The organism is Pseudoalteromonas sp. S3431 (genome assembly GCF_000690035.1).
Taxonomy (GTDB): domain Bacteria; phylum Pseudomonadota; class Gammaproteobacteria; order Enterobacterales; family Alteromonadaceae; genus Pseudoalteromonas; species Pseudoalteromonas fuliginea.
This window is the reverse complement of record NZ_JJNY01000006.1, coordinates 1-24,468: the sequence shown is the minus strand read 5'-3', so window position 1 is coordinate 24,468 and position 24,468 is coordinate 1. Positions and strand designations below refer to the sequence as shown.

Genomic DNA, 24,468 nt, shown 5'->3' with positions numbered 1-24,468 from the left:
GCTGATCTGTATAATTCGCCAGCTAATTTACCCTATTGTCTGGTTCTTGTTTGTGGCGTGTTGCTGCAGCGTACTCCTGTCAGTACTTATCTAGGATTACCTTTTTTGATCTCCACCGCAAATATTACGATGCAGTTTGGCGCAGAGCCGTTGTTTGAAAACATTTCAGCTAAATTTGGTAACGGTAACCGTTACGGTTTAATTGGCGCTAACGGTTGCGGCAAGTCGACTTTCATGAAGATTTTAAGCGGGGCGCTTGTGCCAAGCGCGGGTAATGTATCTATTACTCCAGGGTTAAAAGTAGGTAACCTAAGCCAAGACCAGTTTGCCTTTGAAGAGTATAGCGTTGTAGACGCTGTAATTATGGGTGACGTTGAGCTTTGGAAAGTAAAGCAAGAACGCGAACGTATTTACTCTTTGCCAGAAATGAGCGAAGACGATGGTATGAAAGTAGCTGAACTTGAAAGCGTATTTGCTGAAATGGACGGTTACACGGCAGAAAGCCGCGCTGAAGAAATTTTGCTAGAAGCGGGTATCGATAAAGAATTTCATTATGGATTAATGGCAAACGTTGCACCTGGTTGGAAGTTACGTGTGCTTTTAGCACAAGCGTTATTTGCAAACCCAGACATACTGCTACTCGATGAGCCTACCAATAACTTGGATATTCATACAATTACGTGGCTTGCCAACGAGCTTAACAAGCGTAAATGTACGATGATTATTATTTCGCATGACCGTCACTTTTTAAACTCTGTATGTACACATATGGCCGATATAGATTATGGCGAGCTGCGTATTTATCCTGGTAACTACGAGAAGTTTTTAGAAGCAGCAGGGCTGCAGCGCGAGCAACTTTTAGCTGAAAATGCTAAAAAGAGCGCTGAAATTGACGAGCTACAAGACTTTGTTAACCGTTTTGGTGCTAATGCTTCAAAAGCAAAACAAGCAAGTTCACGCGCTAAAAAAATGGATAAAATTAAACTTGATGAAGTTAAATCGTCAAGTCGTATGAGTCCATCGCTTTCGTTTGACGAAGGTAAAAAAATGTATCGTCAAGCGCTTGAAGTTAACAAGCTTGGCCATGGTTTTGATAGCGAAAAGTTATTCACTGGCGGCGACCTACTACTAGAAGCTGGCGCTAAGCTTGCTGTTATTGGCGAAAACGGGGTAGGTAAAACTACTTTTTTACGTTGTTTAGTTAACGAGCTTAAAAGTTTAGAGGGTGAAATTAAATGGTCTGAAAATGCGACCTTTGGTTACTGCCCGCAAGACAGCACTAAAGATTTTGATAACGATTTAACCTTGTTTGATTGGATGTCGCAGTGGCGCACAGTTAATCATAACGATTTAATGGTACGCGGCATGCTGGGTCGTTTGTTGTTTACAGCTGACGATTCAAATAAAAAAGCGCGCAACTGTTCGGGTGGTGAAAAAAACCGTTTGTTATTCGGTAAGTTAATGATGCAAGACGTTAACGTTCTTGTTATGGACGAACCAACTAACCACATGGATATGGAAGCCATTGAAGCGCTTAACAATGCGCTTAAAGACTTTGAAGGCACGCTAATTTTTGTAAGCCATGACCGTGAGTTTGTATCGTCATTAGCGACGCGTATCATTGATATTAAAGATAAAAAAGTAATCGACTTCCAGGGTACGTTTGACGAATACCTTTCAAGTTGTGAAGAGAAAAAAGCGTAAATTTTTCTCATTACTTTTAAAAACGGTGCTAAATTTAGCGCCGTTTTTTTATGGGTGGTAAATAGTGAATTTGGGCATTTTTGCATAACCCCTGTAGACGCGCAGCTTGCTGGCGTGTAAAAACGTAGTTTTTAGGGTATTAAGTAATTAGAAGCCTTGCTTCTCACGTGAGCAAGCTCTACGTCTACAAGTCATATTCTGAAACCGGGGTATAAACCCTGTAGACGCGCAGCTTGCTGGCGTACAAAAACGCAGTTTTTAGGGTATTAAGTAATTAGAAGCCTTGCTTCTCACGTGAGCAAGCTCTACGTCTACAAAACATATTCTGAAACCTTGGTATAACCCCTGTAGACGCGCAGCTTGCTGGCGTGTAAAAACGCAGTTTTTAGGGTATTAAGCAATAAGAAGCCTTGCTTCTAACGTGAGCAAGCTCGACGTCTACAAAACATATTCTGAAACTTGGGTATAAACTCTGTAGACGCACAGCTTGCTAGCGAGTAAAACGTAATTTTTAGGGTATTAAGTAATGAGAAGCCTTGCTTCTCGCGTGAGCAAGCTCAACGTCTACAAATCATATTCTGAAACTTGGGTATAACCCCTGTAGACGCACAGCTTGCTGGCGTGTAAAAACGCAGTTTTTAGGGTATTAAGTAATGAGAAGCTACGCTTCTAACGTGAGCAAGCTCTACGTCTACAAGTCATATTCTGAAACTTGGGTATAAACCCTGTAGACGCGCAGCTTGCTGGCGAGTAAAAACGTAGTGAGCAAGCTCACGTTTACTTCAAGGTACACCATATAACTTGTTGAACAGTGTGTTTTATCTATATTTATAAAAACCCAATAAATTAAAATCTTTATGTATTCATCTAAAAAACTATTAACTGGGCGCTACACCTGCGAAAACCAATTTTACTCTGTCACAATATGTACTAGAAAAAGAACTCAGATATTCAAAAATTTTGAAAGTGCATGTATAGCAATAAGAGGATTGGTTTATATGCAAAACAAGGTAAATACTATTTGCTATACGTTAATGCCAGATCATTTACATTGGTTGTTTCAATTAAAAGATTTACCTCTTAATGATGTTGTGAGGCAATATAAAAGTATTACCACAGTGAATATTAATAAGTTTAATTATTCTAATGGGTCAATTTGGCAGCAAAACTATTTTGAGCATCAACTTAGAACTGAAGAGGATTTAATTAACCAGGCACGTTATATTGTTGCAAACCCTTTACGTGCTAAGCTTGTAAATGAGGTTGGAGAATATCCATTTTGGGACTGCGTATATTTATAATGGCATATTTAAGTAATGAGAAGCTTTGCTTCTAACGTGAGCAAGCTCGACGTCTACAAAACATATTCTGAAACCTGGGTATAAACCCTGTAGACGCGCAGCTTGCTGGCGTGTAAAAACGCAGTTTTTAGGGTATTAAGTAATGAGAAGCCTTGCTTCTCACGTGAGCAAGCTCAACGTCTACAAATCATGTTCTGAAACTTGGGTATAAACTCTGTAGACGCACAGCTTGCTGGCGTATAAAAACGTAGTTTTTAGGGTATTAAGTAATGAGAAGCTTTGCTTCTAACGTGAGCAAGCTCAACGTCTACAAATCATATTCTGAAACCTGGGTATAAACCCTGTAGACGCGCAGCTTGCTGGCGTGTAAAACGCAGTTTTTAGGGTATTAAGTAATTAGAAGCCTTGCTTCTCACGTGAGCAAGCTCGACGTCTACAAATATATGTTTGCCACTGCGTTATAAATAAAAAAGGGGGAGTAATTAATTACTCCCCCTTTTTTATGTTCATCGCACAGATTATTTAATATCAAACCTGTCGGTGTTCATTACTTTTACCCATGCATTTACGAAGTCGTGAACAAAGCGTTCTTTGTTGTCGTCTTGCGCATAAAACTCTGCAAGTGCACGTAAAACCGAGTTTGAGCCAAATACTAAATCAACACGTGTTGCAGTCCATTTAGTTACGCCGCTTGTACGCTCTACAATATTGTACAACCCTTTTTCAGTAGGCTCCCAGCGGTACGCCATATCCGTTAAGTTTACAAAAAAGTCATTACTTAAGGTGCCGACATTACTTGTAAATACGCCATGCTGACTGCCATTGTGGTTAGTGCCTAACACGCGCATGCCACCAAGTAATACTGACATTTCTGGTGCACTTAAACCCATCAACTGGCTACGCTCTAGTAAAAGCTCTTCCGCGGATACTACATAGTCTTTTTTCAGCCAGTTTCTAAAGCCGTCATGAATGGGTTCAAGCACATCAAACGATTCGGCATCGGTCATGTCGTCTGTTGCGTCCCCTCGTCCTGGCGCGAACGGTACGGTTACATCAACACCAGCGCTTTTAGCAGCTTGCTCTACAGCAGCAGTACCGCCTAAAACAATTAAGTCGGCAATACTAATAGGCTTACTCAAACCTGCTTGTACTTTTTCAAGTGCACTTAGTACTGTTGCTAAACGCGCTGGCTCATTACCTTGCCAATCTTTTTGCGGTGCTAAGCGAATACGTGCGCCATTTGCGCCACCACGGTGATCAGAACCACGATAAGTACGAGCACTGTCCCATGCCGTGCTAATTAAATCAGCAGCACTAATACCGCTATTAAGTAAGGTTGTTTTTAAATCACTAATTTCGGCGTTTGTGAGTGTGTAGTCAACGGTAGGTACTGGGTCTTGCCAAATAAGATCCTCGCTTGGCACATCGGCACCTAAATAACGTGATTTAGGACCTAAATCGCGGTGAGTTAATTTAAACCAAGCGCGAGCAAATACGTCTGAGAAGTAATCAAAATCGTTATAAAAACGCTCAATAATTTTACGATACGCTGGATCCATTTTCATGGCCATATCGGCATCAGTCATTATTGGGTTTAAACGAATTGATGGATCTTCTACATCAACTGGCTTGTCTTCTTCTTTAATATTAACCGGCTCCCACTGATGAGCGCCAGCTGGGCTTTTTGTTAATTCCCATTCGTAGCTTAACAGTAGTTTACAGTAGTCGTTATCCCATTTAGTTGGGTGGGTAGTCCATGCCCCTTCAATACCAGAAGTTACTGTATCGCGACCAATACCACGTGTTGTGGTGTTGTTCCAACCAAGACCTTGCTCGTGTACATCAGCAGCCTCTGGCTCTGGCCCTAGGTTTTCGGCTTTACCGTTACCATGCGTTTTACCTACGGTATGCCCACCTACGGTAAGTGCTGCTGTTTCTTCATCATCCATTGCCATACGCGCAAACGTTTCGCGAACTTGTGCTGCGGTTTTAAGTGGATCGGGTACACCATTAACACCTTCTGGGTTAACATAAATTAAGCCCATTTGTACTGCGGCTAACGGGTTTTCCATTGTATCTGGCTTGTCTACATTGGCGTAGCGTCCGTCGCTTGGTGCGAGCCATTCTTTTTCAGCTCCCCAATATACGTCTTTTTCAGGATGCCAAATATCTTCGCGCCCGCCTGCAAATCCAAAGGTTTTTAAACCCATTGATTCGTATGCCATGTTGCCCGCTAAAATAATTAAGTCGGCCCATGAAAGTTTATTGCCGTATTTTTTCTTAATTGGCCATAATAAACGACGTGCTTTATCGAGATTGCCATTATCAGGCCATGAATTTAGTGGAGCAAAACGCTGATTAGCTGTACCGCCACCACCACGCCCGTCAGCTAGTCTGTATGATCCTGCTGAGTGCCATGCCATGCGAATCATTAAACCACCGTAATGGCCCCAATCGGCTGGCCACCACTGCTGGCTTTGTGTCATTAAGTGTTTTAAATCGGTTTTTAAAGCTTCTAAATCTAGCGTTTTAAATGCTTCAGCGTAGTTGAAATCGCTGTCATATGGAGTCGTTTTTGTATCATGTTGATGAAGTATGTCTAAGTTAAGGGCGTTTGGCCACCAATCGGTATTTGGATTAGACGTTTTAGTATTACTACCATGCATGACCGGACATTGGCCTACTTTAGGGTTGCTCATTCTGAAATCCTTATAGTACAAAAGTAACGGTTATTTTATTTAGTTGGTTTATAACTTAGTACACCGGCCTAAATACTTATGTGTATTTAATATAGGCTTATAAATTATGCTATACCAGCACCGAACGGCTGTTTAAAACGATTGTTGTCATTTATAATTTTGATGGATAGTTAGTTGTGCATACTTTTTACTGCACTTTCTAACTGTATTTAAAATACGAGATTAAAATATTTATCTTAACTTTTTTAGAAGACCTGTGATCGCACTGAAAAATTTCGGCGTATTGATAAGTGAAGGGCTCAAAAGTGGCTTTGATTTACTTAAGCGCACATTGGAATATCCCCCTTCACCATGAAATTATAGTTATAACGATAAAGGTGTATTACCTAAGCCCAATACACCTTTACTTTATAAACCAGATACCTTGTGTATCTTCTTATTTTAACTAACTGAATTGAGTTAAGTAATTGTTCAGCTAAATTCAGTTAGTATGCAATTTATCTCCTGTATTTCCCTGCAACTTTTGTTGTTTTAGCAGTTTTGGCCAGTTCACCTTGAACTGGCTTTTTTTTGTAAAATTTTTGGCTTCACTAGCTTTGTGCCTTTTAGCTGTGCGTGTTAAAGTTACACTCGTAATTAATTTAACTAGGCATACCAATGCGTTATTACATATCCTTACTTTTTGTTTGTTTTACATTTTTTTTGGCTACTGTGAACGCAGCAGAACAAAGGCCAGAAGTGCTCACTGCGCAAGAACAACAACATGCCCTTAGCCAACTAAAGGAGCCTATGTATAAACCACTTTTAGAACGCTACGTTTTAGATGAACTAAAAGCAGTACGACAAGATCAACAAAAGCTACGTGAAGATGTAACTAAACAAGTTACCCACGCCCAACTAGATACCGCTGATCGTGCGCTCACATACACAACCGATACCATTAATAATGTGTTTTTTATTATTACTGCCACGGCATCTATTTTGGTTTTAGTGGGTTGGAACTCGCTACGTGATGTTAAAAATAAAGTAGAAGATATTGTAAATACACGCGTAAGTGTAATTACGGATGAATACGAAGACAGATTAAAAATTCTTGAAGAAAAACTGCGTGTACGCTCTGAAGAAATACTCAGTAACCAAGAACGTATATCGGTTACCAACGAGGTTCATTCGCTATGGATGCGCGCCAATTTAGAAAGTGATTTTGCAAATAAAATTGAAATATTTGATGAAATTTTAAAACGTAAACCAGAAGATGTAGAAGCAATAGCTTATAAAGCTGACGCACTACTGGAAATTAACGAAACAGCGCAAGCAATTGAACTATGCAATCAAGCCATTGATATAGATAGTGATTATGGCTACGCATACTGGCAAAGAGCCTGTGCTTTTGCCCTAATACATGAGCATGCAGATGCCCTAGCCGATATTAAAATGGCACTAGATTACTCGCCTAATTTACGTAATGAACTATTACACGAAAGTGCATTTGCAAGCTTACACGATAACGAGAGCTTTAATACAATTGTGGCTGGTGAAGCGTCTGGAATACAATTAAATTTATAGTATGCTGCATGCAGTGCATTTTAACGTTTAAAATATAAATCTATTGCTTTAGCGAGCAGCTCGTCGAGCTGCTCTTCAAAATTATCTATATCAATATCAAAATGATTTAAGTACGCCTTAGCTTGTACTTGCGATAAGTTACGGCTATTTACACTGTATTGACGCTCATCTTTTTGTTTATCGTAACGAGGTAAAAAGACAAACAAGCCGTAATGAGGCGATTTAATATGCTTGTTAGCAAAACGGCAAAAATCTTCTATATGGTTAGCACCATCAGGCCCTAAGCAGCCTGGCTCAACTCGGTACATTAAGCGAATTTTTCTTTCGTCACTTATTTGCATAACAGTCCTTTAACGGAAAAATAAGACGCGTATTATTTTGCCGTCTTTAATTTGATAGCTCGAAATTAGCTCTGAACGTTTATCTACAACGTTTTTATCAGTAGAGCATGTTTCTGATAACTCATGATCTATTACTATGTCACCGTGCACTATGCGCTTAATTGGCGATGAGTGAATACATTTTAGTTTTTTAAACATTAGCCCATAACGTGCGATTAGTTTTTCTTTACCTTTAAATAATAGCTCATTTGGGAAAATATAAAACTCTACATCTTCAGAGTACACGCGAATAAACTCTTCAATGTTACGTGCGTTGTAAGCGTTGACCAATTGCTCAACCACGGCAAGTGACTCTCGTGACTGCTTTGCCTTAGTTTGCTGCTTAGTAGTAAGTGCCTCTTTAGCTTGCGTAACTGCTTTTTCGGCCTCGGCAACAGCCACTGCTTTCTCTACTTTATTTTTTGGCTTTTCTACTGGCTGTGGTGCTTCGTTACCAAATACTTTTGAATCATCTGTTTTAGCGGTGTCGATTACCGGTTTTTTAAGTTCGGGCGCTTTGTATTCAAGAGTATTAATTTTATCGTTAGTTTCTATTTCAGTTGCAAAGTTATCTGTGTTGGTATTTTTTGAGACTGAGTCACCTTTATTTGTAACAACTTGCTCTGCACTTTTGAGTTTTGGCTCGGTTACTTCAGGTTGTTGATCTGAGGCATAACTAATCAATGCAACTGTGGTGATTAATGAAGCTAAAATAATGGATAACGGTTTCATAACTTTCCTAATATGAACACTAAACGCGTAATGTGGTGCAACATAACAAATTTTAGAGTTTGCGGGTAGTCATTCAGCCACTTACCAGTACTGTTCGACTGTTATATGTCCAGGCTCTCTGCGCCTGTTACGCTTAAAGCTTTTCCCTATAAGAAGTTCGGTTGTGTCTTTTACCATTTGTGGATTGCCACAAATCATAAATTGGGCATTATTTGGTGCTGGATCTAACTTTACTTTATCAAATAGGCGACTACTTTGAATTGCATCAGTAATACGCCCATGTAAGCCCTCCAACGGCTCTTCTCGGCTCACAACAGGTATATAATTAAGTTGTGCTGGGTAAGCTTTTAAAAGCTCATTTATAAGCGGCTGGTAACTTAAATCACTATTAAAACGTACGCCATGCACTAAGTTTATATGCTGATACTTTTGCCATACCTCAGATTGTTGCAATATTGATAAAAATGGTCCGATTGCTGTGCCAGTGCCTAACATCCACAGCTGCTCACTTTGTGGAATTTCGTCAAGTGTAAAAAAACCTGTTGCACGGCGCTCAATTAATATGTTGTCGCCTGGCTGTAGTTTTGCCAAGCGCGGTGATAAAAGCCCGTCAGCTACGTTGATAAGATAAAACTCTAGAGCTGAGCTATCGGGTGAATTAACGTATGAATATGCACGCGCAATGCGTTTATCATCCTCAATTATTGAAAGCTTAGTAAACTGCCCTGCTTTAAATGGCTCTACATCGGCATTAACCGTTAAGCTAAAAAGCGTTTCATTCCACCATGTTACTTTTTTTACAGTTGCATCAACCCAATTAGACATATTTGACTCCACAATTTAGCGGTTAATCCAGTAAATTATAAAAATGTATGTGCTTTAAACACTAGCATTAACTAGGTAATAGTTATACAAAGCGCTGATAATTTTTATACAAAACAATATGCACCTTGTAGACGTGCAGCTTGCTGGCGTTTAAAAGCAACACTTTTAGAATGATAGCTTGAGTATGTTAAGTAATGAGAAGCTACGCTTCTAAAGTGAGCAAGCTCTACGTCTACAACACCAAGCCAAGTTGCACCTTGTAGACGCGCAGCTTGCTGGCGTTTAAAAGCAAGGCTTTTAGAGTGATAGCTTGAGTATATTAAGTCATGAGAAGCTGCGCTTCTAACGTGAGCAAGCTCTACGTCTACAACAATAAGCCAAGTTTACCTTGTAGCGCGCAGCTTGCTGGCGTTTAAAGCAAAGCTTTTAATGTGATAGCTTGAGTATATTAAGTAATGAGAAGCTACGCTTCTAACGTGAGCAAGCTCTACGTCTACCACAAAAAGCCAAGCTTCCTATGTAGACGCGCAGCTTGCTGGCGTTTAAAAGCAACTCTTTTATTGAGTATATTAAGTAATGAGAAGCTGCGCTTCTAACGTGAGCAAGCTCTACGTCTACAACAATAAGCCAAGTTTACCTTGTAGACGCGCAGCTTGCTGGCGTTTAAAAGCAAGGCTTTTAGAGTGATAGCTTGAGTATATTAAGTAATGAGAAGCTGCGCTTCTAACGTGAGCAAGCTCTACGTCTACAACAATAAGCCAAGTTGCACCTTGTAGACGCGCAGGTTGCTGGCGTTTAAAGCAAGGCTTTTAGAGTGATAGTTTAAGTAAATTAAGTCATGAGAAGCTGCGCTTCTAACGTGAGCAAGCTCTACGTCTACCACACCAAGCCAAGTTTACCTTGTAGCGCGCAGCTTGCTGGCGTTTAAAGCAAGGCTTTTAGAGTGATAGTTTAAGTATATTAAGTCATGAGAAGCTGCGCTTCTAACGTGAGCAAGCTCTACGTCTACAACAACAAGCCAAGTTGCACCTTGTAGACGCGCAGCTTGCTGGCGTTTAAAAGCAACGCTTTTAATGTGATAGCTTGAATATATTAAGTAATGAGAAGCTACGCTTATAACGTGAGCAAGCTTTACGTCTACAACAAGTTAGGTTTTGCCTTGTAGACGCGCATAAAAAAAGCCGCATTAGATGCGGCTTTGGAGGTTAGTCTCACTTCACTTTGGGCGTGTCTCCAAAACTTAGTGAATACGTTACCAAGGAACTGTTATGTATTATTTAAGCTATTGACTCTAATGCAATTTTAACCATTTCGTTAAACGTGCTTTGACGCTCATCAGCAGGTGTTGCTTCACCGGTGATTACGTGGTCGCTTACTGTAAATAATGCCATTGCGTTTGCGCCGTATTCAGCTGCAACGCCATATAAACCCGCCGTTTCCATATCTACTGCTAGCATGCCTAACTTGTCTAAATCTTTATAGAACGAGTCGTCTGCTTGATAGAAAGTGTCGGTTGTAAATACGTTACCTACTTTTGCTTCAATTCCTAGCTCTTTTGCAGCGTTTACGCCGTTTAAAAGTAAATCAAAGTTAGCAATTGCAGAAAAATCGTAGCCACGTACACGTGCACGATTTACGTTAGAATCTGTGCTTGCACCTTGTGCAAAAATTACGTCACGGATTTTGATATCTGTGCCAATACCGCCACACGTACCAATACGTATAATATTTTTAACGCCAAAGCTTACAATTAGCTCACGAGCATAAATAGACATTGATGGAATGCCCATACCTGAACCCATGATGCTTACTGGCTTACCTTTGTAAGTACCAGTGAAACCGTACATGTTACGAACGCCTGTAACTTGTACTGCATCATCTAAAAAGTTTTCAGCAATATATTGCGCACGTAGCGGATCGCCTGGCATTAATACTGTTTCGGCGAAATCACCAACGTTTGCACTGATATGCGGAGTACTCATTAATTGTTTTCCTTTTTATTTGGCATTGTTAGCTCATTTAAAAAGCTGTCGCCGTAATCAAGTGCAGGTAAACTAAACCACTGTGCTAGGGTTTGGCCTATATCTGCAAAACTGTTGCGTTCACCTAACGGTGTATTACTCATACCTGGTTTATATGCAATAACAGGTACGTATTCACGAGTATGCTCAGAACCTGGAAAGGTCGGGTCACAACCGTGATCTGCAGTGATCATTAATATGTCATCTGCGTCTAACTGATTTAGTATAGTTGGTAAATAGTCATCAAACTCTTTTAATGCTTTTGCGTAACCTACTGGGTTACGGCGATGACCAAATTTTTCATCAAAATCAACTAGGTTAGTAAAAATTAAGCTGCGATCTGGCGCGCTTTTCATTACTTCGCTGGTTTTTTCTAGCAAGTTCATAAGCCCAGGTGCTTTATGCTTTTGGGTTATGCCCTGATGCGCATAAATATCTGAAATTTTACCAATACTAATTACTTCGCCGCCGTCTTTTGCTAATACGTCTAGCAATGTGGGTGCTGGCGGAAGTACTGAGTAGTCACGACGATTACCCGTTCGAGCAAAGTCTTGGCTATTTGAACCCAAAAATGGCCGCGCAATCACTCGTCCTATATTCATTTCATCAAGTAGCGCCCGTGCGATTTCGCAAACTTGATAAAGCTTCTCTAGGCCGAATGATTTTTCATGCGCGGCTATTTGAAACACGCTATCAGCTGAGGTGTAACAGATTGGTTTACCTGTTTTTACGTGTTCTTCACCTAGCTGTTCTAAAATGGTCGTTCCCGATGCATGGCAGTTGCCTAAAATACCAGGAATACCTGTGCGAGCTATAAACTCGTCAATAAACTCTTGTGGAAAACTCGGCTGTGTTTTTGGAAAATATCCCCAATCAAACAACACAGGTACGCCTGCCATTTCCCAATGACCTGATGGTGTATCTTTTCCGCTAGAAAGTTCTTTAGCGTAACCCCATGCACCTTGTGGTGTTTGGCGATCAGATATTAAACAGGTTTCTCCACCTGCAGCTTCACATGCGTCTATTAATCCTAATTTAGATAAATTAGGAAGCGACAGTGCACTGCCAGTTTCGTCGTAATATGCTTTTAGTAAGTGAGCAAATGTGTTAGCGCCAAGATCACCAAATTTATCTGCATCTGGTGCTGCACCGATTCCTAGGCTATCTGCCATTAAGATAATTGCTTTTGCCATTTTGACCTCACTTTGTTTCTAGGTGGTTACTTTATCCGCTCTTTGAATTTTCCGTACAGGACAAAAGTCCTGTTTCATAAAACCTAAACATTATAAATTTGCATTCTTGAGCGAAGCAAAAGAGATTAATCGTGTCTTTTTTGCTATTGTGATCTACCAACAATATATCCTTCTGTGTGGGTGAGAACTTTAGTGACACGAACTACTATTATAGCTATTGCAGGCGCGTCTGCGTCGGGCAAATCTCTTTTTAGCCAAACTATATACAATGAATTGGTTAACGAGCTTGAACCAGGCGCTATCGCCATTATTGAAGAAGATGCTTATTACAAGGATCAGTCGCATTTGCCGATGGCTCATCGTACGCAAACGAACTACGACCATCCTGATGCATTTGAACATGCGTTGATGCTTGAGCATTTAACGCAACTTCGTTGTGGTAACTCAGTTGAAGTACCAACCTATGACTATGCACAGCATACACGCAGCGAAAAAACTCGCCGAGTGCCTGCTGCAAAAATACTCATTGTTGAAGGTATTTTATTATTGAGTGACAAAGCGCTTAATAAAGAATTTGATATTAAGGTGTTTATAGATACACCTTTAGATATTTGCTTAATGCGCCGTATGCAGCGTGATATGGAACAACGAGGCAGAACTTTACAATCTGTTGTTGAGCAATATCAAGCAACTGTTAGACCGATGTTTTATCAATTTATTGAGCCTTCGAAACATAACGCCGATTTAGTTGTGACTCGAGGCGGTATGAACCGTGTTGCGATTGATATAATTAAAAGTAAGATAAAATATTTACTACAAGAATAACAACGGGAAACATTTGTATGACAACATTTATGAGCTTAGTTGGCATGTGCGTGCTGCTAAGCATTGCCTTTGCTGCGTCAACTAATCGCAAGGCAATTAATTTAAGAACCGTTGGCATAGCATTTGCGATGCAAATTGTTATTGGCGGTTTTGTTCTGTTTTTTGAAGCAGGAAAAAATGTATTAACGAGCATGTCAGCGGCCGTTTCATCGGTAATTGGTTATGCGAATGATGGTATTGGATTTTTATTTGGTCCACTTGCCTCACAAGATACATTAGGTTTTATTTTTGCAATTCAAGTTTTGCCCGTTATCGTGTTTTTCTCAGCATTAGTTGCTGTGCTATATCACCTTGGCATTATGGATTGGATTATTAAGATATTAGGCGGTGGTTTACAAAAATTATTGAAAACCTCACGTACTGAATCACTTTCAGCAACGGCGAATATTTTTGTTGGCCAAACTGAAGCCCCTCTTATTGTTAAACCGTTTATTGCAACGATGACTAAATCGGAATTGTTTGCAGTGATGGTAGGTGGCTTAGCCACGGTAGCAGGCTCTGTAATGGCCGGTTACGTTATTATTGGTATTGAGCTTAAGTATTTAATAGCAGCGAGCTTTATGGCAGCTCCAGGTGGTTTTTTAATGGCCAAGATGATTGTGCCAGAAACTGAAACGCCTAAAGATAACTTAGCTGATTTAGATTTAGATGATGAAGATAAGCCAGTAAATGTAATTGATGCAGCTGCATCAGGTGCGGCAAACGGCATGCATTTAGCACTTAATGTAGGTGCAATGTTACTTGCTTTTGTAGCGCTAATTGCACTGTTAAACGGTTTATTAGGCGGTATTGGCGGGTGGTTTGATTACCCAACATTAACGCTTCAAGAAATATTAGGTTATGTATTTGCTCCTGTTGCATGGTTACTAGGTGTGCCATGGGATGAAGCAATTATAGCCGGCAGCTTTATTGGTCAAAAGATAGTAGTGAACGAGTTTGTTGCTTACTTAGACTTTATAAATTATCGCGATACGTTAAGCGCGCACACACAAGCAATTGTTACTTTTGCTTTATGTGGGTTTGCTAACTTATCATCGATAGCCATTTTACTAGGTGGATTAGGCGGTATGGCGCCTAGTCGGCGAAAGGATATCGCGCGCTTAGGGCTCAGAGCAGTGTTAGCAGGATCTATGGCTAACCTAATGAGCGCAGCAATTGCTGGGTTTTTCCTCTCGCTAGCTTAGAAACTTATTGAGATGAAACCGGTGTTGCAAAACAAGAAGATAGCTGCTTTAAGGGGTTAAAGTACTATCTAACTTGAACGATACTTCACCAAGGGCCGCAAGGCCCTTTTATCGTTTTAGTACTTTACATTTCAAGTTATCAATCCCTTAATACTTCATACCAAGTTCAATTGGCATAAAAATCATGCGGGTTAAATCATTTTAGAACGTCGTTACACAGCCTCCTAGGCTGATTGCTACAACGTGAAAACATAACTCAGCACACAATTTATATTTACACTCAAATTTAAATAAACCAATATCTTAGTCACTAATTTTTATGATTAATTTTTTGTATTTTCAATATTTTAAGCCACACTTATATCACTATATTTAACTGAATGACGATTCGCTATTGTGAAATATATTATTTATTTTCTTTTTTTTATTTACTCTGTGCATATTCAAGCAACAGAAACACTACTTGTTGTTACAGAATTAGCACCACCGAATCAGGTATTGGTTGATGGTGAAGTATCAGGAGAAGGCACTCAATTAATTCGAGATATATTTGCAGAGGCTAAGCTAACACCTAATATACAAATGTATCCGTGGGCGCGTGCTTATAAGTTAGCAACCGAGCAAAGCAACGTTTTTATTTACAGCCTAGCAAGAACACCAGAGCGAGAAGAACAATTTTATTGGATTGCACAAGTGGGACGATTTGATTTGGGGTTTATAGCTCTTTCAGAGCGTACTGATATAGTTATTGAAGGTACCGAGCAAGCTAAAAACTACAAAATAGCGATGCAACGCAATGATTTCTCTACACAGACTCTTTTAAAACTAGGTTTTGAAGCAGTATTCACTAGCGACATTCAAAAGTCATATGATTTATTGCTCGCTAAAAAAGTAGACTTAGTTGTAGACGATCCACTTTATATGCAACAGCTAAGTGATTATTTAAAACTTGAACCCAACCATTTAAAGTTTGTATATAGAATAAACGAACTCACTGTAGGCGCTTACTTAGCAGCGAATAAAAAAGCAGACGTTAATGTTGTTAATGCACTTCAGAAGGCGTTCACTGAAATGGAAAAAACAAGTGCGTTACCTTATGGAATTCAGGGTAATTAATTTCTATATGGGATCTATTTAACGTTAAGAAAATTACGCTAGAACTAGGCAAAAATTTTTGTATCTAGTTGCTCTAAATAAAAATTTAACGACGTTATAATGCAGTTTAATTCGTTAAATTGCTCAAAGATTTATACAGGTTGGTATAGTGAGTAAATAAGTGGAGTTGATCTAATCTAATAAACGCAGGTAACTTTCATCAAAATTTAGACACAAAAAAAGCGCCTTAAGCGCTTTTTTTCATTTTACTTAAAAAGTAAAATTATACAGCTGTGATGTTATCAGCTTGTGGACCTTTTTGACCTTGTGAAAGAGTGAACTCTACACGTTGGCCTTCAGCTAAAGTTTTGAAACCTTCGCTTTTGATTGCTGAGAAATGTGCGAAAACGTCTGGGCCATTTTCTTGCTCGATGAAACCAAAACCTTTAGACTCGTTGAACCACTTAACTGTACCTGATACGATGTTAGACATTGTAATATCCTGATATAAAATAAAAAATATGCTCATAAGAGCGGGTGTAGCAAAAAATGAGATGGTACTTTAAAAACTTCAGGACGGTACTACAAGTATTACTTATACAACATCGAAATGGAGATTTATAGCTTACATGCTTTCTTTCTAGCTGCAGCCCACTATATAGATTTTTTAAAATATGTCAAGTACCTATCTATAATCAGAGTGATAAACAACCAAAACCGCTTTCATTGGTTATTAAAATTCAAATTCTAATGCGAGCCTAAAGCTATGATTTTTTTCTGATTGGCTTATCTCAGTGATAAAACCCGCTTCCCATTTTAACTGTTTTTGTCCATCAAAACGCTGTAAACCTATAAAACCTGGCCCTATACCCACAAAGTCTTCACCTACGTAAACTTCAAGAGAAGGCTGAAAAGCAGAGCGATATCGATAGCGATATTGTGCTCTAAACTCACTTTCCCATTCATTTTGAATATCCTGCCCCCACTCGTATACTAAAAAGGCATTCATAGTTAAGCTTGTTTTGCCAAACTCTTTTTCTATCACAAAACCCGACGTTGCTTCATACACATCTTCATTATGTTTTTTTTCAAGCTCAAATAATGCCCCCCAATCGGCCCATAATTTACCTTGCTCAATCAATTGCCAGCGTAACTCAAGCTCATAAGCTTCTAAACCAAAGTCGCCGTTATCGTCTCGCTCACCAACTATATAACCTTCTAGTGCCATTGTATCGTTAATAGCACCGCCACCACCCAAACGCTGCGCTAGTATGTTGCCACTATCTGTTTGGTGCGACACCAACCGCCATTCAAACTCTCGCTCAAAAGGTAAAACATAGGGGTGATATACCTTATCAACAACAATACCATCGGCCTTAACTGGGATTGAGAATACCAACAAACAAAAAACGGTAAAGCTAAGCGCTAAATATAGGTTGAGTGCTTTCATACACGTTCCTTAGATATTGAAGCTGAAATAACATAACAAAGTGATAAAAATATCACGCTACTTGTACTATATATAAGTACACTCATTAGATCAGGGGTAGCCTCGTAACCAACAAGAGCACGCAGTACGCGGCCTAGCTCAGAGTTTTCGTTTAACAAATCACGTAAATCCCACACGGTTGCGGTGTTGGTAATTAAATCTATTTGGCTTGCCAAATCCAGTGCAACTAATAACTTAGCCGCGCTGTTAAAAGCAAGCAAAGTAAAAAGCGGATACATACCAAAACGGTGCTTAATTGCATTCATTAAAAAGTACAGCAATACGCTAAAACTTAAACAAATTCCAACACCTAATAAAGTGCCAATAAATAAGCTTTGCCCTGCATCATTACTTTGCCAAAAGCTGGTGAGGTAAATAATATAGTGGCTTAAATACATTGTTATTGTGCTTATAACCGCAATATAAAAAGCCGCTGATTTTTGCTTTATTGCAAATACTAATACAGCTATAAATATAGTAATACATAGCCCTATTTGTGAGTACTCTAGCCCTTGGTGTTCAAACCACTGGCTCACCCATGATGCACTTTGCATGTACAAAAACGACATGAGCGCGCCAATTAATAAAGCAGATCCTATTTTTAAAGCGCTTTGTTTTTTAACTACTTGTAGTAGCACTAATAAAATAGCCACAGGTAGCAATTGATTAAGGCTCATGACTAAACTAGTTATTAGCATGCTGCGCCCCTTCATCGTTAACTATAACAACGCCCCTTGCTGTATTTGGCGAAAACTCACCAAAAAACTCGTAATGCCCTTTACTTAGCGGCCCTATATAAATAATGCTTTTACGATTTGGGTAGAGTACTTTTTCTCTGTTTAGATCAAAGCTATCAAACTCTTCTGGTGTGCTGTCTTGGTTTTCTATTAATAGTTTTACTTTTTTATTTGCGGGAATAATTATTTGTGAGGGATAAAACAAATGATCTTTTAAAATAATAAGGTACTCTTTACTCGCCGCGTTAAACGACAAAAATAGCAAACAACAAAGACATTGATTGAATAAACGTTTAGTCACTTTTTACTCCTGTAAAAGTAACCTTAACGGTTAGTCCGCCTAAAGGGCTATTCGCTAAATGAATACTTGCGCCATAAATAGCAATTATGTGTTGAACAATAGCCATACCTAAACCCGCACCTTGCTCGCCTGATGGATGCTGATCGCCACCTACTCGATAAAAACGATTAAATATTCGCTCTTTTTGTTCTTCAGTCATACCCGCACCAGAATCATCAATTTGCCAACTATAGCTGTTATTACTTGATGCTAATTTAATTATTATTTGACCATTATTGGGGGTGTATTTTATGGCATTGCTAAGTAAATTAGCGATGAGTGTGGTTAATGTAAACTCATCACCATTAATTACAAAATCATCACCTTCGAGGCTAATAGTTTGGTTTTTTTCATCTATTTTGTCGTATTGCTCCGATACAACTTGCTGAGTAATCGCTAGCAATGACTGTTCGCTAAATTGCCTCTGCCATTGTTCAGGCTGAGTGCGCCCTAAAATTAGCATTTGTTCAACAATATTACTTAAGCGATTAATGCCTTGTGACATTGCTTGGAGTTCTTGATGGTTTTGCGAGTTGCTTTGCTTACTAGCTAAATTGTGTACATTAATTTTTAAGCTACTGAGCGGGGTACGTAATTCGTGAGCTGCATCTGAGGCAAAAAAGCGCTCCCGTAAGTAAGCGGTTTCTACTCGTTTAAATAAGTCATTTAAACGATTAATAACCGGTTTAATTTCTTCATCGGTTACCTGCCAGTTAATTGGCGTAAAGTCGTTCGCTTGGCGAGACGCCAACTGCTTAGATAATCGAGTAAGAGGGGCTAATGCGTATTTAACAAAAAAGCTAATAAAAATAGCAAGCAGAGGGACTGCCCATAGCATAGGTAACATTGCAGATAAAATAACGGCTTCAGCTAATTCAAACCGCTTTGCCATAGGTTCAGCAACGATGACTTTACGGGTGTTTTTACTCATCACAAATACCCGCATACGCTGCCCTGCTACATTGGCTGTTTGAAAGCCCTCGCTAAAACTAATTTGGTTATTCGTTAAACTCGATGAGCCACTAAGTAAATTACTATTTTGCCAAATTTGATACAACAACTGAGCGCTATTATTACTGACTTGTACTGCATCTGTGCTTAGTGCCAATGGTTGCTCAATTAAAACGCCAGCCACTATTTTAAGTTCATCATCAAGCAAACTTTCACCGTGGTGCATACTTTTTTGATAGCCTTTTACTAATGCTAAAAAGCAAGTTAGCACCATCATTGAAAGTAAAATTAAGGTCAGACGTTTACGAATTGACATTTTCAACCTCGAAAAACAAATACACTCTAACGCTTACCAACCACGTAGCCAATGCCACGTAAGGTTTTAATAAAATCACTAGGGAATTTTTTACGAAGATGATGAATATGCACCTCTATGGCATTAGAGCCGACTTCTTCACCCCATTGGTAAAGTTTGTTTTCGAGTTGTTGTTTTGATTGTACCCTTCCCTGATTTTCCATTAGCGCTTTTAAAAGCATGTATTCTTTTCGAGGTAGCGTAAGTGACTGCCCACTTAGTTTAACTGTATGAGCAGAAGTATCCATTACTACATCACCACAGCGTAATAAGCTTGATTGTGTTTGATTAATACGCCGGCTTGCTACACGTAAACGGGCAAATAGCTCAGCGGGGTCAAACGGCTTTGCAAGGTAATCATCTGCCCCCATATCGAGCCCTTGGACTTTGTCGTCAATACTGCCGCGAGCAGTTAAAATAACCACTGGTATTACTTTTTTTTGCGCTTTAATATACTTTAAAACTTGCGAGCCGTCGCCATCAGGTAATCCTAAATCGAGAATAACAAGCTCAATATCACCACTAGAAAGGCACTCTAGGGCGTGTTTTACTGTGCCACTGTGCTCTACGCTGTAGCCCTCTTGGCGCAAAGAGCGAATAAGCCCTTGCGCCACTAAATGATCGTCCTCAACGAGTAATAAATGCATTATGTGTTTATCTTTTTAATTTTTTATCTACTTTTGCCAATAACTGACTTATTGCTTGTTGACGATATTTATCTGCTTTTGCCCGAGTATCACGAATCCCAGCAGCTTGTGCTACAAGTAGCCGCGCTTTAGCTTGTTTATAATCGCCTTCGTCATACAAGTATTCACCGTATAAGTAATTAGTATCAATGCCTTCGAGATTAAAAGCGAGCGCTTGTTTAAATAATTTTTCAGCTTTGTCGTCATCACCAAAACCAATTGGCCAGCCAGGTACTTTGCTATAAAGCGTTGCAAGGCTTGCGTAAGCTGAGCCATTTAATGCAGTGCCATCAATCGAGAGTGCATTTTCGAGTGACGCTTTTGCTTCTTTTGTTAAACCAAGTGCGCCCAAGCCCCCTTTTGCGCCAGCAAAGCTGGCTAACACAATGCCATTCCAAATATGTGTTTGCGCCGAGCTTGGATAGTTTTTAACAAATAATGCGCTTTGCTCACTTAGTTGCGTAAACGCGTCTATTTGCGCATCGTCTTCAAGTTCGTAATTAGCAATTGCCCACTTTTGTTGAATATTGGTTAAGTCTTGCGCTTCATCTGCGTGTACTGCAGTTGCAAATACAGAGGTTAGTATTAAATAAAATGCGAGTGTAAATTTATACATAATTTTGCCCTTGTGTGTTTGTTAACTTAAAAAACGTTTAATTTTAGGTAGTTGCTTTGCAATAGCGTTATCAACAACGTTTGGGAATACGCCATTTATGCGTGCAAATAATTTTTCAGGAAAACCAATAAAGCGCCTTGTTTGGTTTGAACTTATAAGAGCTAATAACTCTTGAGCAACTAATTCTGGCGAGTCCATTTTATTGCCGAGCTCTTTATTCATTGCCCGCGCTTTACTGTTATTAATGGATGTATCTGTTGCTCTTGGTGCTAAATAGGTCACTTTAACGCCTGAACCATTCAACTCACGTGATAACGCTTCTGTAAAGCCACGTAAACCGAATTTACTGGCGCAATAAAGCGTTTGAAACGGGTAGCCAATACTGCCAAACGATGATCCCACGTTAACAATGGTGCCTTTGGTATACGCTAACTGCCCTAAAAATAGCTGGCATAATTTAATAGGCACCGACAAATTAGTAATGAGCATATTATCTATTTGCTCATTACTTGTGTGCTCAAGGCTTTGCATCGTATTTATACCTGCGTTATTAATAAGTAATTTAACGCCGCCGAGTTGCTTGGCTTTTATTGCTAGGTTAATACGTGCTGTATCGTCGGTTAAATCGCCCGTAAATATTTCACTGTCTGGGCATGCACGGCTCAGTTTTTCAAGGGTTTGAGTATTTCGCCCTACAAGCAGTAACTTCCACCCTTTTGCATATAGGGCTTTAGCAATCGCTTGCCCTATTCCGCCTGTTGCACCAGTGAGCACACACAAAGAACTACTCATACCAATTTGCCTTGTGCACTTGCTTTAAAAAATGGTTCGTCATCGAGTCCACGAAATATATCGCCGTATAAACGATAAAAGCGCTTTGCACCATAAAGTATGGCTTGCTGATCCGCCTCGTCCGTTATTTGGTTCATTAGGTTTTCAAAAAACTTTACATGCTCTATATCAAGCGCGCCGTGAGAGGTTAAATAACTAAATGCTTTTTTAGGTAGGCCCACAGCATTCGCAATGTTTGAAGCCGCGCCATCAGCAAGCGCTATAGAAGTACCTTCAAGCACATGTACCATGCCAAAAAAGCTCAACGGATTTTTACGTGCAATGGAGTCGTACGCATACGACACCATCATTTCGGTTGCAAATTGCGGCTGACTACACCGTACTGTTTCTTTGTCAAAACCACAGGCTGCAATATCATTAAGTACCCACTCTTGATGACCAATCTCTTCTTCAATGTATTCTGCGATCGCTTCGCGCAGCCATTCTTGAACGTCGGTTAATCGCGCACCAACCGACATCATTAATGGCACGGTGTGCTTAACATGGTGATACGCTTGTGCTAAAAACGAGGCGTATTCTTCAAGTGATGCTTCGCCTTTAAAAACACGCTGAATAATAGGCGCTGCAAGCAGGTAGTTTTGCTCTTGTTTAGTTTGCTCTTTAAGGGTGTTAAAAAAATCACTCATTAATTACTTCTCCAAGTCGGTAAAATTGATCAAATACAGCATGGTATTGCTTACTTATGGCATCTCGTTTTGGGCGATTATTTGTGGTTAATAATCCTTGTTGCACACTTAATGGGGCAGTTAAACGATGCCACTTTTGAATTCGAGCATAGTCGGGTAGTTGTTTATTAATTGCGTTAATGTATTGAGCTAACTCGGGGTTACATAGCTTTGAATCGGCGTAAATAATGGCACTGAGAAAAGGTCGCCCCTCACCAAACACAACCGCTTGTAAAATACCGCTTTGACTGAGTAATAGCGATTCAGGCCACTCGGCACTGATGTTGCGCCCCATGCTGGTAATAATTAGATTTTTTAATCGGCCTTTTATAAATAAAGTATTTTGACGCTGCTCGACTAGATCGCCGGTTGCATACCACTGGTTTTTGTTGTGAGGTTGATGGTTTAAGTAACCTAAAAACAAATCGCCTTTTATAAAAAGCTGGCCATTTTCAATTTTGGTTTGAATATGAGGTAACACAGAGCCGGCACTTTGGAGGTTATCGTTTGTGGGCGTATTTAAACTAACTACAGATGCCGCCTCAGAAAGCCCATAACCTTGGTACACCGGTAAGTTTAAGCTACGCGCTTTTACTATTAGCATTTCGCTGACAAGCGCACCACCTACTGCAATAAACTGTAACGAACTAGGCGGTTGCCACCCATCTTCTGCAAAAGTAACTAAGCATGCTAATAGTTCAGGCACTAAAATAAGCGTATTTGGCTTAACTTTATCAATCGCAGCTATAAACTGTGCGGGCTGTTTTAATGCAGTACCAACAAAGCCTAATTCATTTAACGGCATTAAATGCACTGTACCGCCACTTTTTAAAGGGGCATACACACCGGCTATATTTTCAAGCAATACAGCAAGCGGCAATAAACATAAATGAACAGGCTTTTTAATATTAATTTTATCGCACAGAGATTGAGCTACCTGCATTTGGCTATTTGCAGATAAACACACGCCCTTTGGTTGCCCAGTCGATCCTGACGTAAACGTTACTTTTTGAGTATCTGGAAAATAACTGACGGGGTTAGCTACAACGATTTCGTAAATATATAATGTGTAACACTCAAATAAAGTAATTGATGCAGTCGGCTCCCCGAGTAAAGGGTTTGGTGTGTCGCTCATAAATATATTAGCGCCGCATTGCGCTAGTACATATTGAGTTTGTTGCTCACTAAAAAAGTGAGCTATTGGCACAGCCACTTTATTAGAAACCGCAGTAGCGGCATCAATAACAAACCAAGCTGGCGTATTATCGAGCTTATAAGCGATACATTTGCCGTTAAAGCTATGTAGTATTTTTACTACTTTTTGTATTTGCTGGTTAAACTCACCACCGTTAATTTCAAGTGTTTGCTCTTTATTGTGGGCAATAATTAATGGCGATATTGCATGGGTATTATAGTAATTCATACATTCACCAACGCATTTACCAAAGAATTGATATTTGAGTGGTTTTGCTGCATCAAACTAAAAAGCATTGGGGTATTTAATACTTGTTGGTGAGCTTGATCTAAACTCACAACGCATACGGTAGGCTGATTAGCGTAGTAACTTCCCCAACTCAGCGGATGCTCAACAACAAAACTGTTTGCCACAGCAATTTCAGTACAATTAACGCCTAATAAGCGTAGCAGCGCACGTACTTTTTTAGTGGCGCAAAATACTAAATGTTTTGCTCCTACACTTTGCAGGGCTTCATTAACAACAATAAAATGCCCAAGCGTTGCTTTGCGATGTGTAGAGCATAGATTGCCAAGCTCAAATACTTTATTACGCTGTGTAGGCTCAGGTAAAAAATACTCAATGGGCTGTGCTAAGTATTGCTCTATAAATAGAGGTGCTGTTGCTTGCCTTAAACCCAATGTGCACTGCCCTTCGTTTGTCGTGTATTGGCAAAGTAATGGCATAAAAGAGGTAAGCGTGGCGTTATAAGCGACTAAAAACCCTTCTTTAACTGTGTTTTCTAACGCACTTCTATGCTCATCATTAATGCGAGCACTAACAAAGCGTGAGTTATTTTCAATATAAACGGGTGATGAAGGTAGGTGTGCTAATTGCATAAACATCGCTCATATAAAGTATATGTTTGTAACTTAGCGAGCGAAACTTAAAGAAAACTTAAGAAAATAAATATTATACCAACCTACATAAATCTTTGATCAATTTAACGAATTAAATT

General features: G+C 39.6%; 23 protein-coding genes. 6 read left to right on the top strand and 17 right to left on the bottom strand.

Annotation, left to right across the window (positions count from 1 at the left end):
- Positions 1 to 105 precede the first annotated feature (105 nt).
- Positions 106 to 1,704: an ABC-F family ATPase gene (locus DO88_RS16390; RefSeq protein WP_084166006.1), complete on the top strand. Its 1,599-nt coding sequence runs from the start codon at positions 106 to 108 to the stop codon at positions 1,702 to 1,704.
- Between the two features lie 857 nt (positions 1,705 to 2,561).
- Positions 2,562 to 3,005, top strand: coding sequence for an REP-associated tyrosine transposase (locus tag DO88_RS16395; RefSeq protein ID WP_081824565.1), 444 nt, complete (start codon positions 2,562 to 2,564; stop codon positions 3,003 to 3,005).
- A 518-nt stretch (positions 3,006 to 3,523) separates the two neighbouring features.
- Here the strand turns inward: DO88_RS16395 and katG are convergent.
- Positions 3,524 to 5,704, bottom strand: coding sequence for a catalase/peroxidase HPI (katG, locus tag DO88_RS16400; RefSeq protein ID WP_033037964.1), 2,181 nt, complete (start codon positions 5,702 to 5,704; stop codon positions 3,524 to 3,526).
- Positions 5,705 to 6,361: 657 nt separating this feature from the next.
- Between katG and DO88_RS16405 the strand changes: the two genes are divergently transcribed.
- Positions 6,362 to 7,270, top strand: coding sequence for a tetratricopeptide repeat protein (locus DO88_RS16405; RefSeq protein ID WP_033016400.1), 909 nt, complete (start codon positions 6,362 to 6,364; stop codon positions 7,268 to 7,270).
- 20 nt (positions 7,271 to 7,290) lie between these two features.
- On the opposite strand, the gene DO88_RS16410 is transcribed toward DO88_RS16405, so the two are convergent.
- From DO88_RS16410 to DO88_RS16430, 5 genes are all read right to left on the bottom strand, one after another.
- A complete protein-coding gene (locus DO88_RS16410) occupies positions 7,291 to 7,611 on the bottom strand; it encodes a hypothetical protein (RefSeq protein ID WP_033037962.1) in 321 nt (106 codons plus the stop codon).
- Between the two features lie 9 nt (positions 7,612 to 7,620).
- Positions 7,621 to 8,382, bottom strand: a complete 762-nt coding sequence (locus DO88_RS16415; protein ID WP_033037960.1) for a nuclear transport factor 2 family protein — start codon at positions 8,380 to 8,382, stop codon at positions 7,621 to 7,623.
- 81 nt (positions 8,383 to 8,463) lie between these two features.
- Positions 8,464 to 9,207: a ferredoxin--NADP reductase gene (locus tag DO88_RS16420; protein WP_033037958.1), complete on the bottom strand. Its 744-nt coding sequence runs from the start codon at positions 9,205 to 9,207 to the stop codon at positions 8,464 to 8,466.
- A gap of 1,277 nt (positions 9,208 to 10,484) precedes the next feature.
- Positions 10,485 to 11,189 carry a purine-nucleoside phosphorylase gene (gene deoD, locus DO88_RS16425; protein WP_007376638.1) on the bottom strand — a complete coding sequence of 235 codons (705 nt, stop codon included), beginning with the start codon at positions 11,187 to 11,189 and terminating at the stop codon, positions 10,485 to 10,487.
- A complete protein-coding gene (locus DO88_RS16430) occupies positions 11,189 to 12,421 on the bottom strand; it encodes a phosphopentomutase (protein WP_007376639.1) in 1,233 nt (410 codons plus the stop codon). The genes deoD and DO88_RS16430 overlap by 1 nt, the downstream gene beginning before the upstream one ends.
- Positions 12,422 to 12,613: 192 nt before the next feature.
- On the opposite strand from DO88_RS16430, the gene udk reads away from it, so the two are divergent.
- The 3 genes from udk to DO88_RS16445 all read left to right on the top strand — a co-directional run bounded on the left by udk (position 12,614) and on the right by DO88_RS16445 (position 15,606).
- Positions 12,614 to 13,246, top strand: a complete 633-nt coding sequence (udk, locus tag DO88_RS16435) for a uridine kinase (protein ID WP_007376640.1) — start codon at positions 12,614 to 12,616, stop codon at positions 13,244 to 13,246.
- Between the two features lie 17 nt (positions 13,247 to 13,263).
- The gene (locus DO88_RS16440; RefSeq protein ID WP_007376641.1) at positions 13,264 to 14,490 is read left to right on the top strand and encodes a NupC/NupG family nucleoside CNT transporter; all 1,227 of its coding nucleotides are present in this window, start codon (positions 13,264 to 13,266) and stop codon (positions 14,488 to 14,490) included.
- 396 nt (positions 14,491 to 14,886) lie between these two features.
- Complete coding sequence (locus tag DO88_RS16445) at positions 14,887 to 15,606, top strand: substrate-binding periplasmic protein (RefSeq protein WP_232224772.1); 720 nt, start codon at positions 14,887 to 14,889, stop codon at positions 15,604 to 15,606.
- 262 nt (positions 15,607 to 15,868) lie between these two features.
- On the opposite strand, the gene DO88_RS16450 is transcribed toward DO88_RS16445, so the two are convergent.
- The 11 genes from DO88_RS16450 to DO88_RS16500 form a co-directional block, all read right to left on the bottom strand.
- Positions 15,869 to 16,078, bottom strand: coding sequence for a cold-shock protein (locus DO88_RS16450; protein WP_002959120.1), 210 nt, complete (start codon positions 16,076 to 16,078; stop codon positions 15,869 to 15,871).
- A 240-nt stretch (positions 16,079 to 16,318) separates the two neighbouring features.
- Entirely contained in the window at positions 16,319 to 17,035 is a 717-nt protein-coding gene (locus DO88_RS16455) for a hypothetical protein (RefSeq protein ID WP_033028665.1), read from the bottom strand.
- Positions 17,032 to 17,772, bottom strand: a complete 741-nt coding sequence (locus DO88_RS16460; RefSeq protein WP_033037956.1) for a hypothetical protein — start codon at positions 17,770 to 17,772, stop codon at positions 17,032 to 17,034. Before DO88_RS16460 ends, DO88_RS16455 begins: the two co-directional genes overlap by 4 nt.
- On the bottom strand, positions 17,759 to 18,112 hold the full coding sequence (locus DO88_RS16465; protein WP_007376645.1) for a cupredoxin domain-containing protein: 354 nt from the start codon (positions 18,110 to 18,112) through the stop codon (positions 17,759 to 17,761). Before DO88_RS16465 ends, DO88_RS16460 begins: the two co-directional genes overlap by 14 nt.
- Positions 18,105 to 19,418: an ATP-binding protein gene (locus DO88_RS16470; protein WP_033037954.1), complete on the bottom strand. Its 1,314-nt coding sequence runs from the start codon at positions 19,416 to 19,418 to the stop codon at positions 18,105 to 18,107. Before DO88_RS16470 ends, DO88_RS16465 begins: the two co-directional genes overlap by 8 nt.
- A 26-nt stretch (positions 19,419 to 19,444) precedes the next feature.
- A complete protein-coding gene (locus DO88_RS16475; protein ID WP_033037952.1) occupies positions 19,445 to 20,104 on the bottom strand; it encodes a response regulator in 660 nt (219 codons plus the stop codon).
- A 7-nt stretch (positions 20,105 to 20,111) separates the two neighbouring features.
- Positions 20,112 to 20,759 (bottom strand): hypothetical protein, encoded by a 648-nt coding sequence (locus tag DO88_RS16480; RefSeq protein ID WP_033037950.1) that lies wholly within the window; start codon positions 20,757 to 20,759, stop codon positions 20,112 to 20,114.
- A 21-nt stretch (positions 20,760 to 20,780) separates the two neighbouring features.
- Positions 20,781 to 21,551, bottom strand: a complete 771-nt coding sequence (locus DO88_RS16485; protein ID WP_033037948.1) for an SDR family oxidoreductase — start codon at positions 21,549 to 21,551, stop codon at positions 20,781 to 20,783.
- Positions 21,548 to 22,237 (bottom strand): TenA family transcriptional regulator, encoded by a 690-nt coding sequence (locus tag DO88_RS16490; RefSeq protein ID WP_033037946.1) that lies wholly within the window; start codon positions 22,235 to 22,237, stop codon positions 21,548 to 21,550. The genes DO88_RS16485 and DO88_RS16490 overlap by 4 nt, the downstream gene beginning before the upstream one ends.
- Positions 22,230 to 23,699, bottom strand: coding sequence for an AMP-binding protein (locus tag DO88_RS16495; RefSeq protein WP_033037944.1), 1,470 nt, complete (start codon positions 23,697 to 23,699; stop codon positions 22,230 to 22,232). The genes DO88_RS16490 and DO88_RS16495 overlap by 8 nt, the downstream gene beginning before the upstream one ends.
- Entirely contained in the window at positions 23,696 to 24,349 is a 654-nt protein-coding gene (locus DO88_RS16500; protein WP_033028656.1) for a thermostable hemolysin, read from the bottom strand. The genes DO88_RS16495 and DO88_RS16500 overlap by 4 nt, the downstream gene beginning before the upstream one ends.
- Between the last annotated feature and the right edge of the window lie 119 nt (positions 24,350 to 24,468).

Excerpts from the sequence above, each read along its gene's own strand:
- DO88_RS16450 (WP_002959120.1), bottom strand. The coding sequence starts at position 16,078 with ATGTCTAACATCGTATCAGGTACAGTTAAGTGGTTCAACGAGTCTAAA.
- DO88_RS16455 (WP_033028665.1), bottom strand. The coding sequence starts at position 17,035 with ATGAAAGCACTCAACCTATATTTAGCGCTTAGCTTTACCGTTTTTTGT.
- DO88_RS16405 (WP_033016400.1), top strand. The coding sequence starts at position 6,362 with ATGCGTTATTACATATCCTTACTTTTTGTTTGTTTTACATTTTTTTTG.
- DO88_RS16395 (WP_081824565.1), top strand. The coding sequence starts at position 2,562 with ATGTATTCATCTAAAAAACTATTAACTGGGCGCTACACCTGCGAAAAC.
- DO88_RS16470 (WP_033037954.1), bottom strand. The coding sequence starts at position 19,418 with ATGTCAATTCGTAAACGTCTGACCTTAATTTTACTTTCAATGATGGTG.
- DO88_RS16430 (WP_007376639.1), bottom strand. The coding sequence starts at position 12,421 with ATGGCAAAAGCAATTATCTTAATGGCAGATAGCCTAGGAATCGGTGCA.
- DO88_RS16420 (WP_033037958.1), bottom strand. The coding sequence starts at position 9,207 with ATGTCTAATTGGGTTGATGCAACTGTAAAAAAAGTAACATGGTGGAAT.
- DO88_RS16490 (WP_033037946.1), bottom strand. The coding sequence starts at position 22,237 with ATGAGTGATTTTTTTAACACCCTTAAAGAGCAAACTAAACAAGAGCAA.
- DO88_RS16480 (WP_033037950.1), bottom strand. The coding sequence starts at position 20,759 with ATGTATAAATTTACACTCGCATTTTATTTAATACTAACCTCTGTATTT.
- DO88_RS16460 (WP_033037956.1), bottom strand. The coding sequence starts at position 17,772 with ATGCTAATAACTAGTTTAGTCATGAGCCTTAATCAATTGCTACCTGTG.
- DO88_RS16415 (WP_033037960.1), bottom strand. The coding sequence starts at position 8,382 with ATGAAACCGTTATCCATTATTTTAGCTTCATTAATCACCACAGTTGCA.
- DO88_RS16500 (WP_033028656.1), bottom strand. The coding sequence starts at position 24,349 with ATGCAATTAGCACACCTACCTTCATCACCCGTTTATATTGAAAATAAC.
- DO88_RS16440 (WP_007376641.1), top strand. The coding sequence starts at position 13,264 with ATGACAACATTTATGAGCTTAGTTGGCATGTGCGTGCTGCTAAGCATT.
- katG (WP_033037964.1), bottom strand. The coding sequence starts at position 5,704 with ATGAGCAACCCTAAAGTAGGCCAATGTCCGGTCATGCATGGTAGTAAT.
- DO88_RS16410 (WP_033037962.1), bottom strand. The coding sequence starts at position 7,611 with ATGCAAATAAGTGACGAAAGAAAAATTCGCTTAATGTACCGAGTTGAG.
- DO88_RS16485 (WP_033037948.1), bottom strand. The coding sequence starts at position 21,551 with ATGAGTAGTTCTTTGTGTGTGCTCACTGGTGCAACAGGCGGAATAGGG.
- deoD (WP_007376638.1), bottom strand. The coding sequence starts at position 11,189 with ATGAGTACTCCGCATATCAGTGCAAACGTTGGTGATTTCGCCGAAACA.
- DO88_RS16495 (WP_033037944.1), bottom strand. The coding sequence starts at position 23,699 with ATGAATTACTATAATACCCATGCAATATCGCCATTAATTATTGCCCAC.
- DO88_RS16475 (WP_033037952.1), bottom strand. The coding sequence starts at position 20,104 with ATGCATTTATTACTCGTTGAGGACGATCATTTAGTGGCGCAAGGGCTT.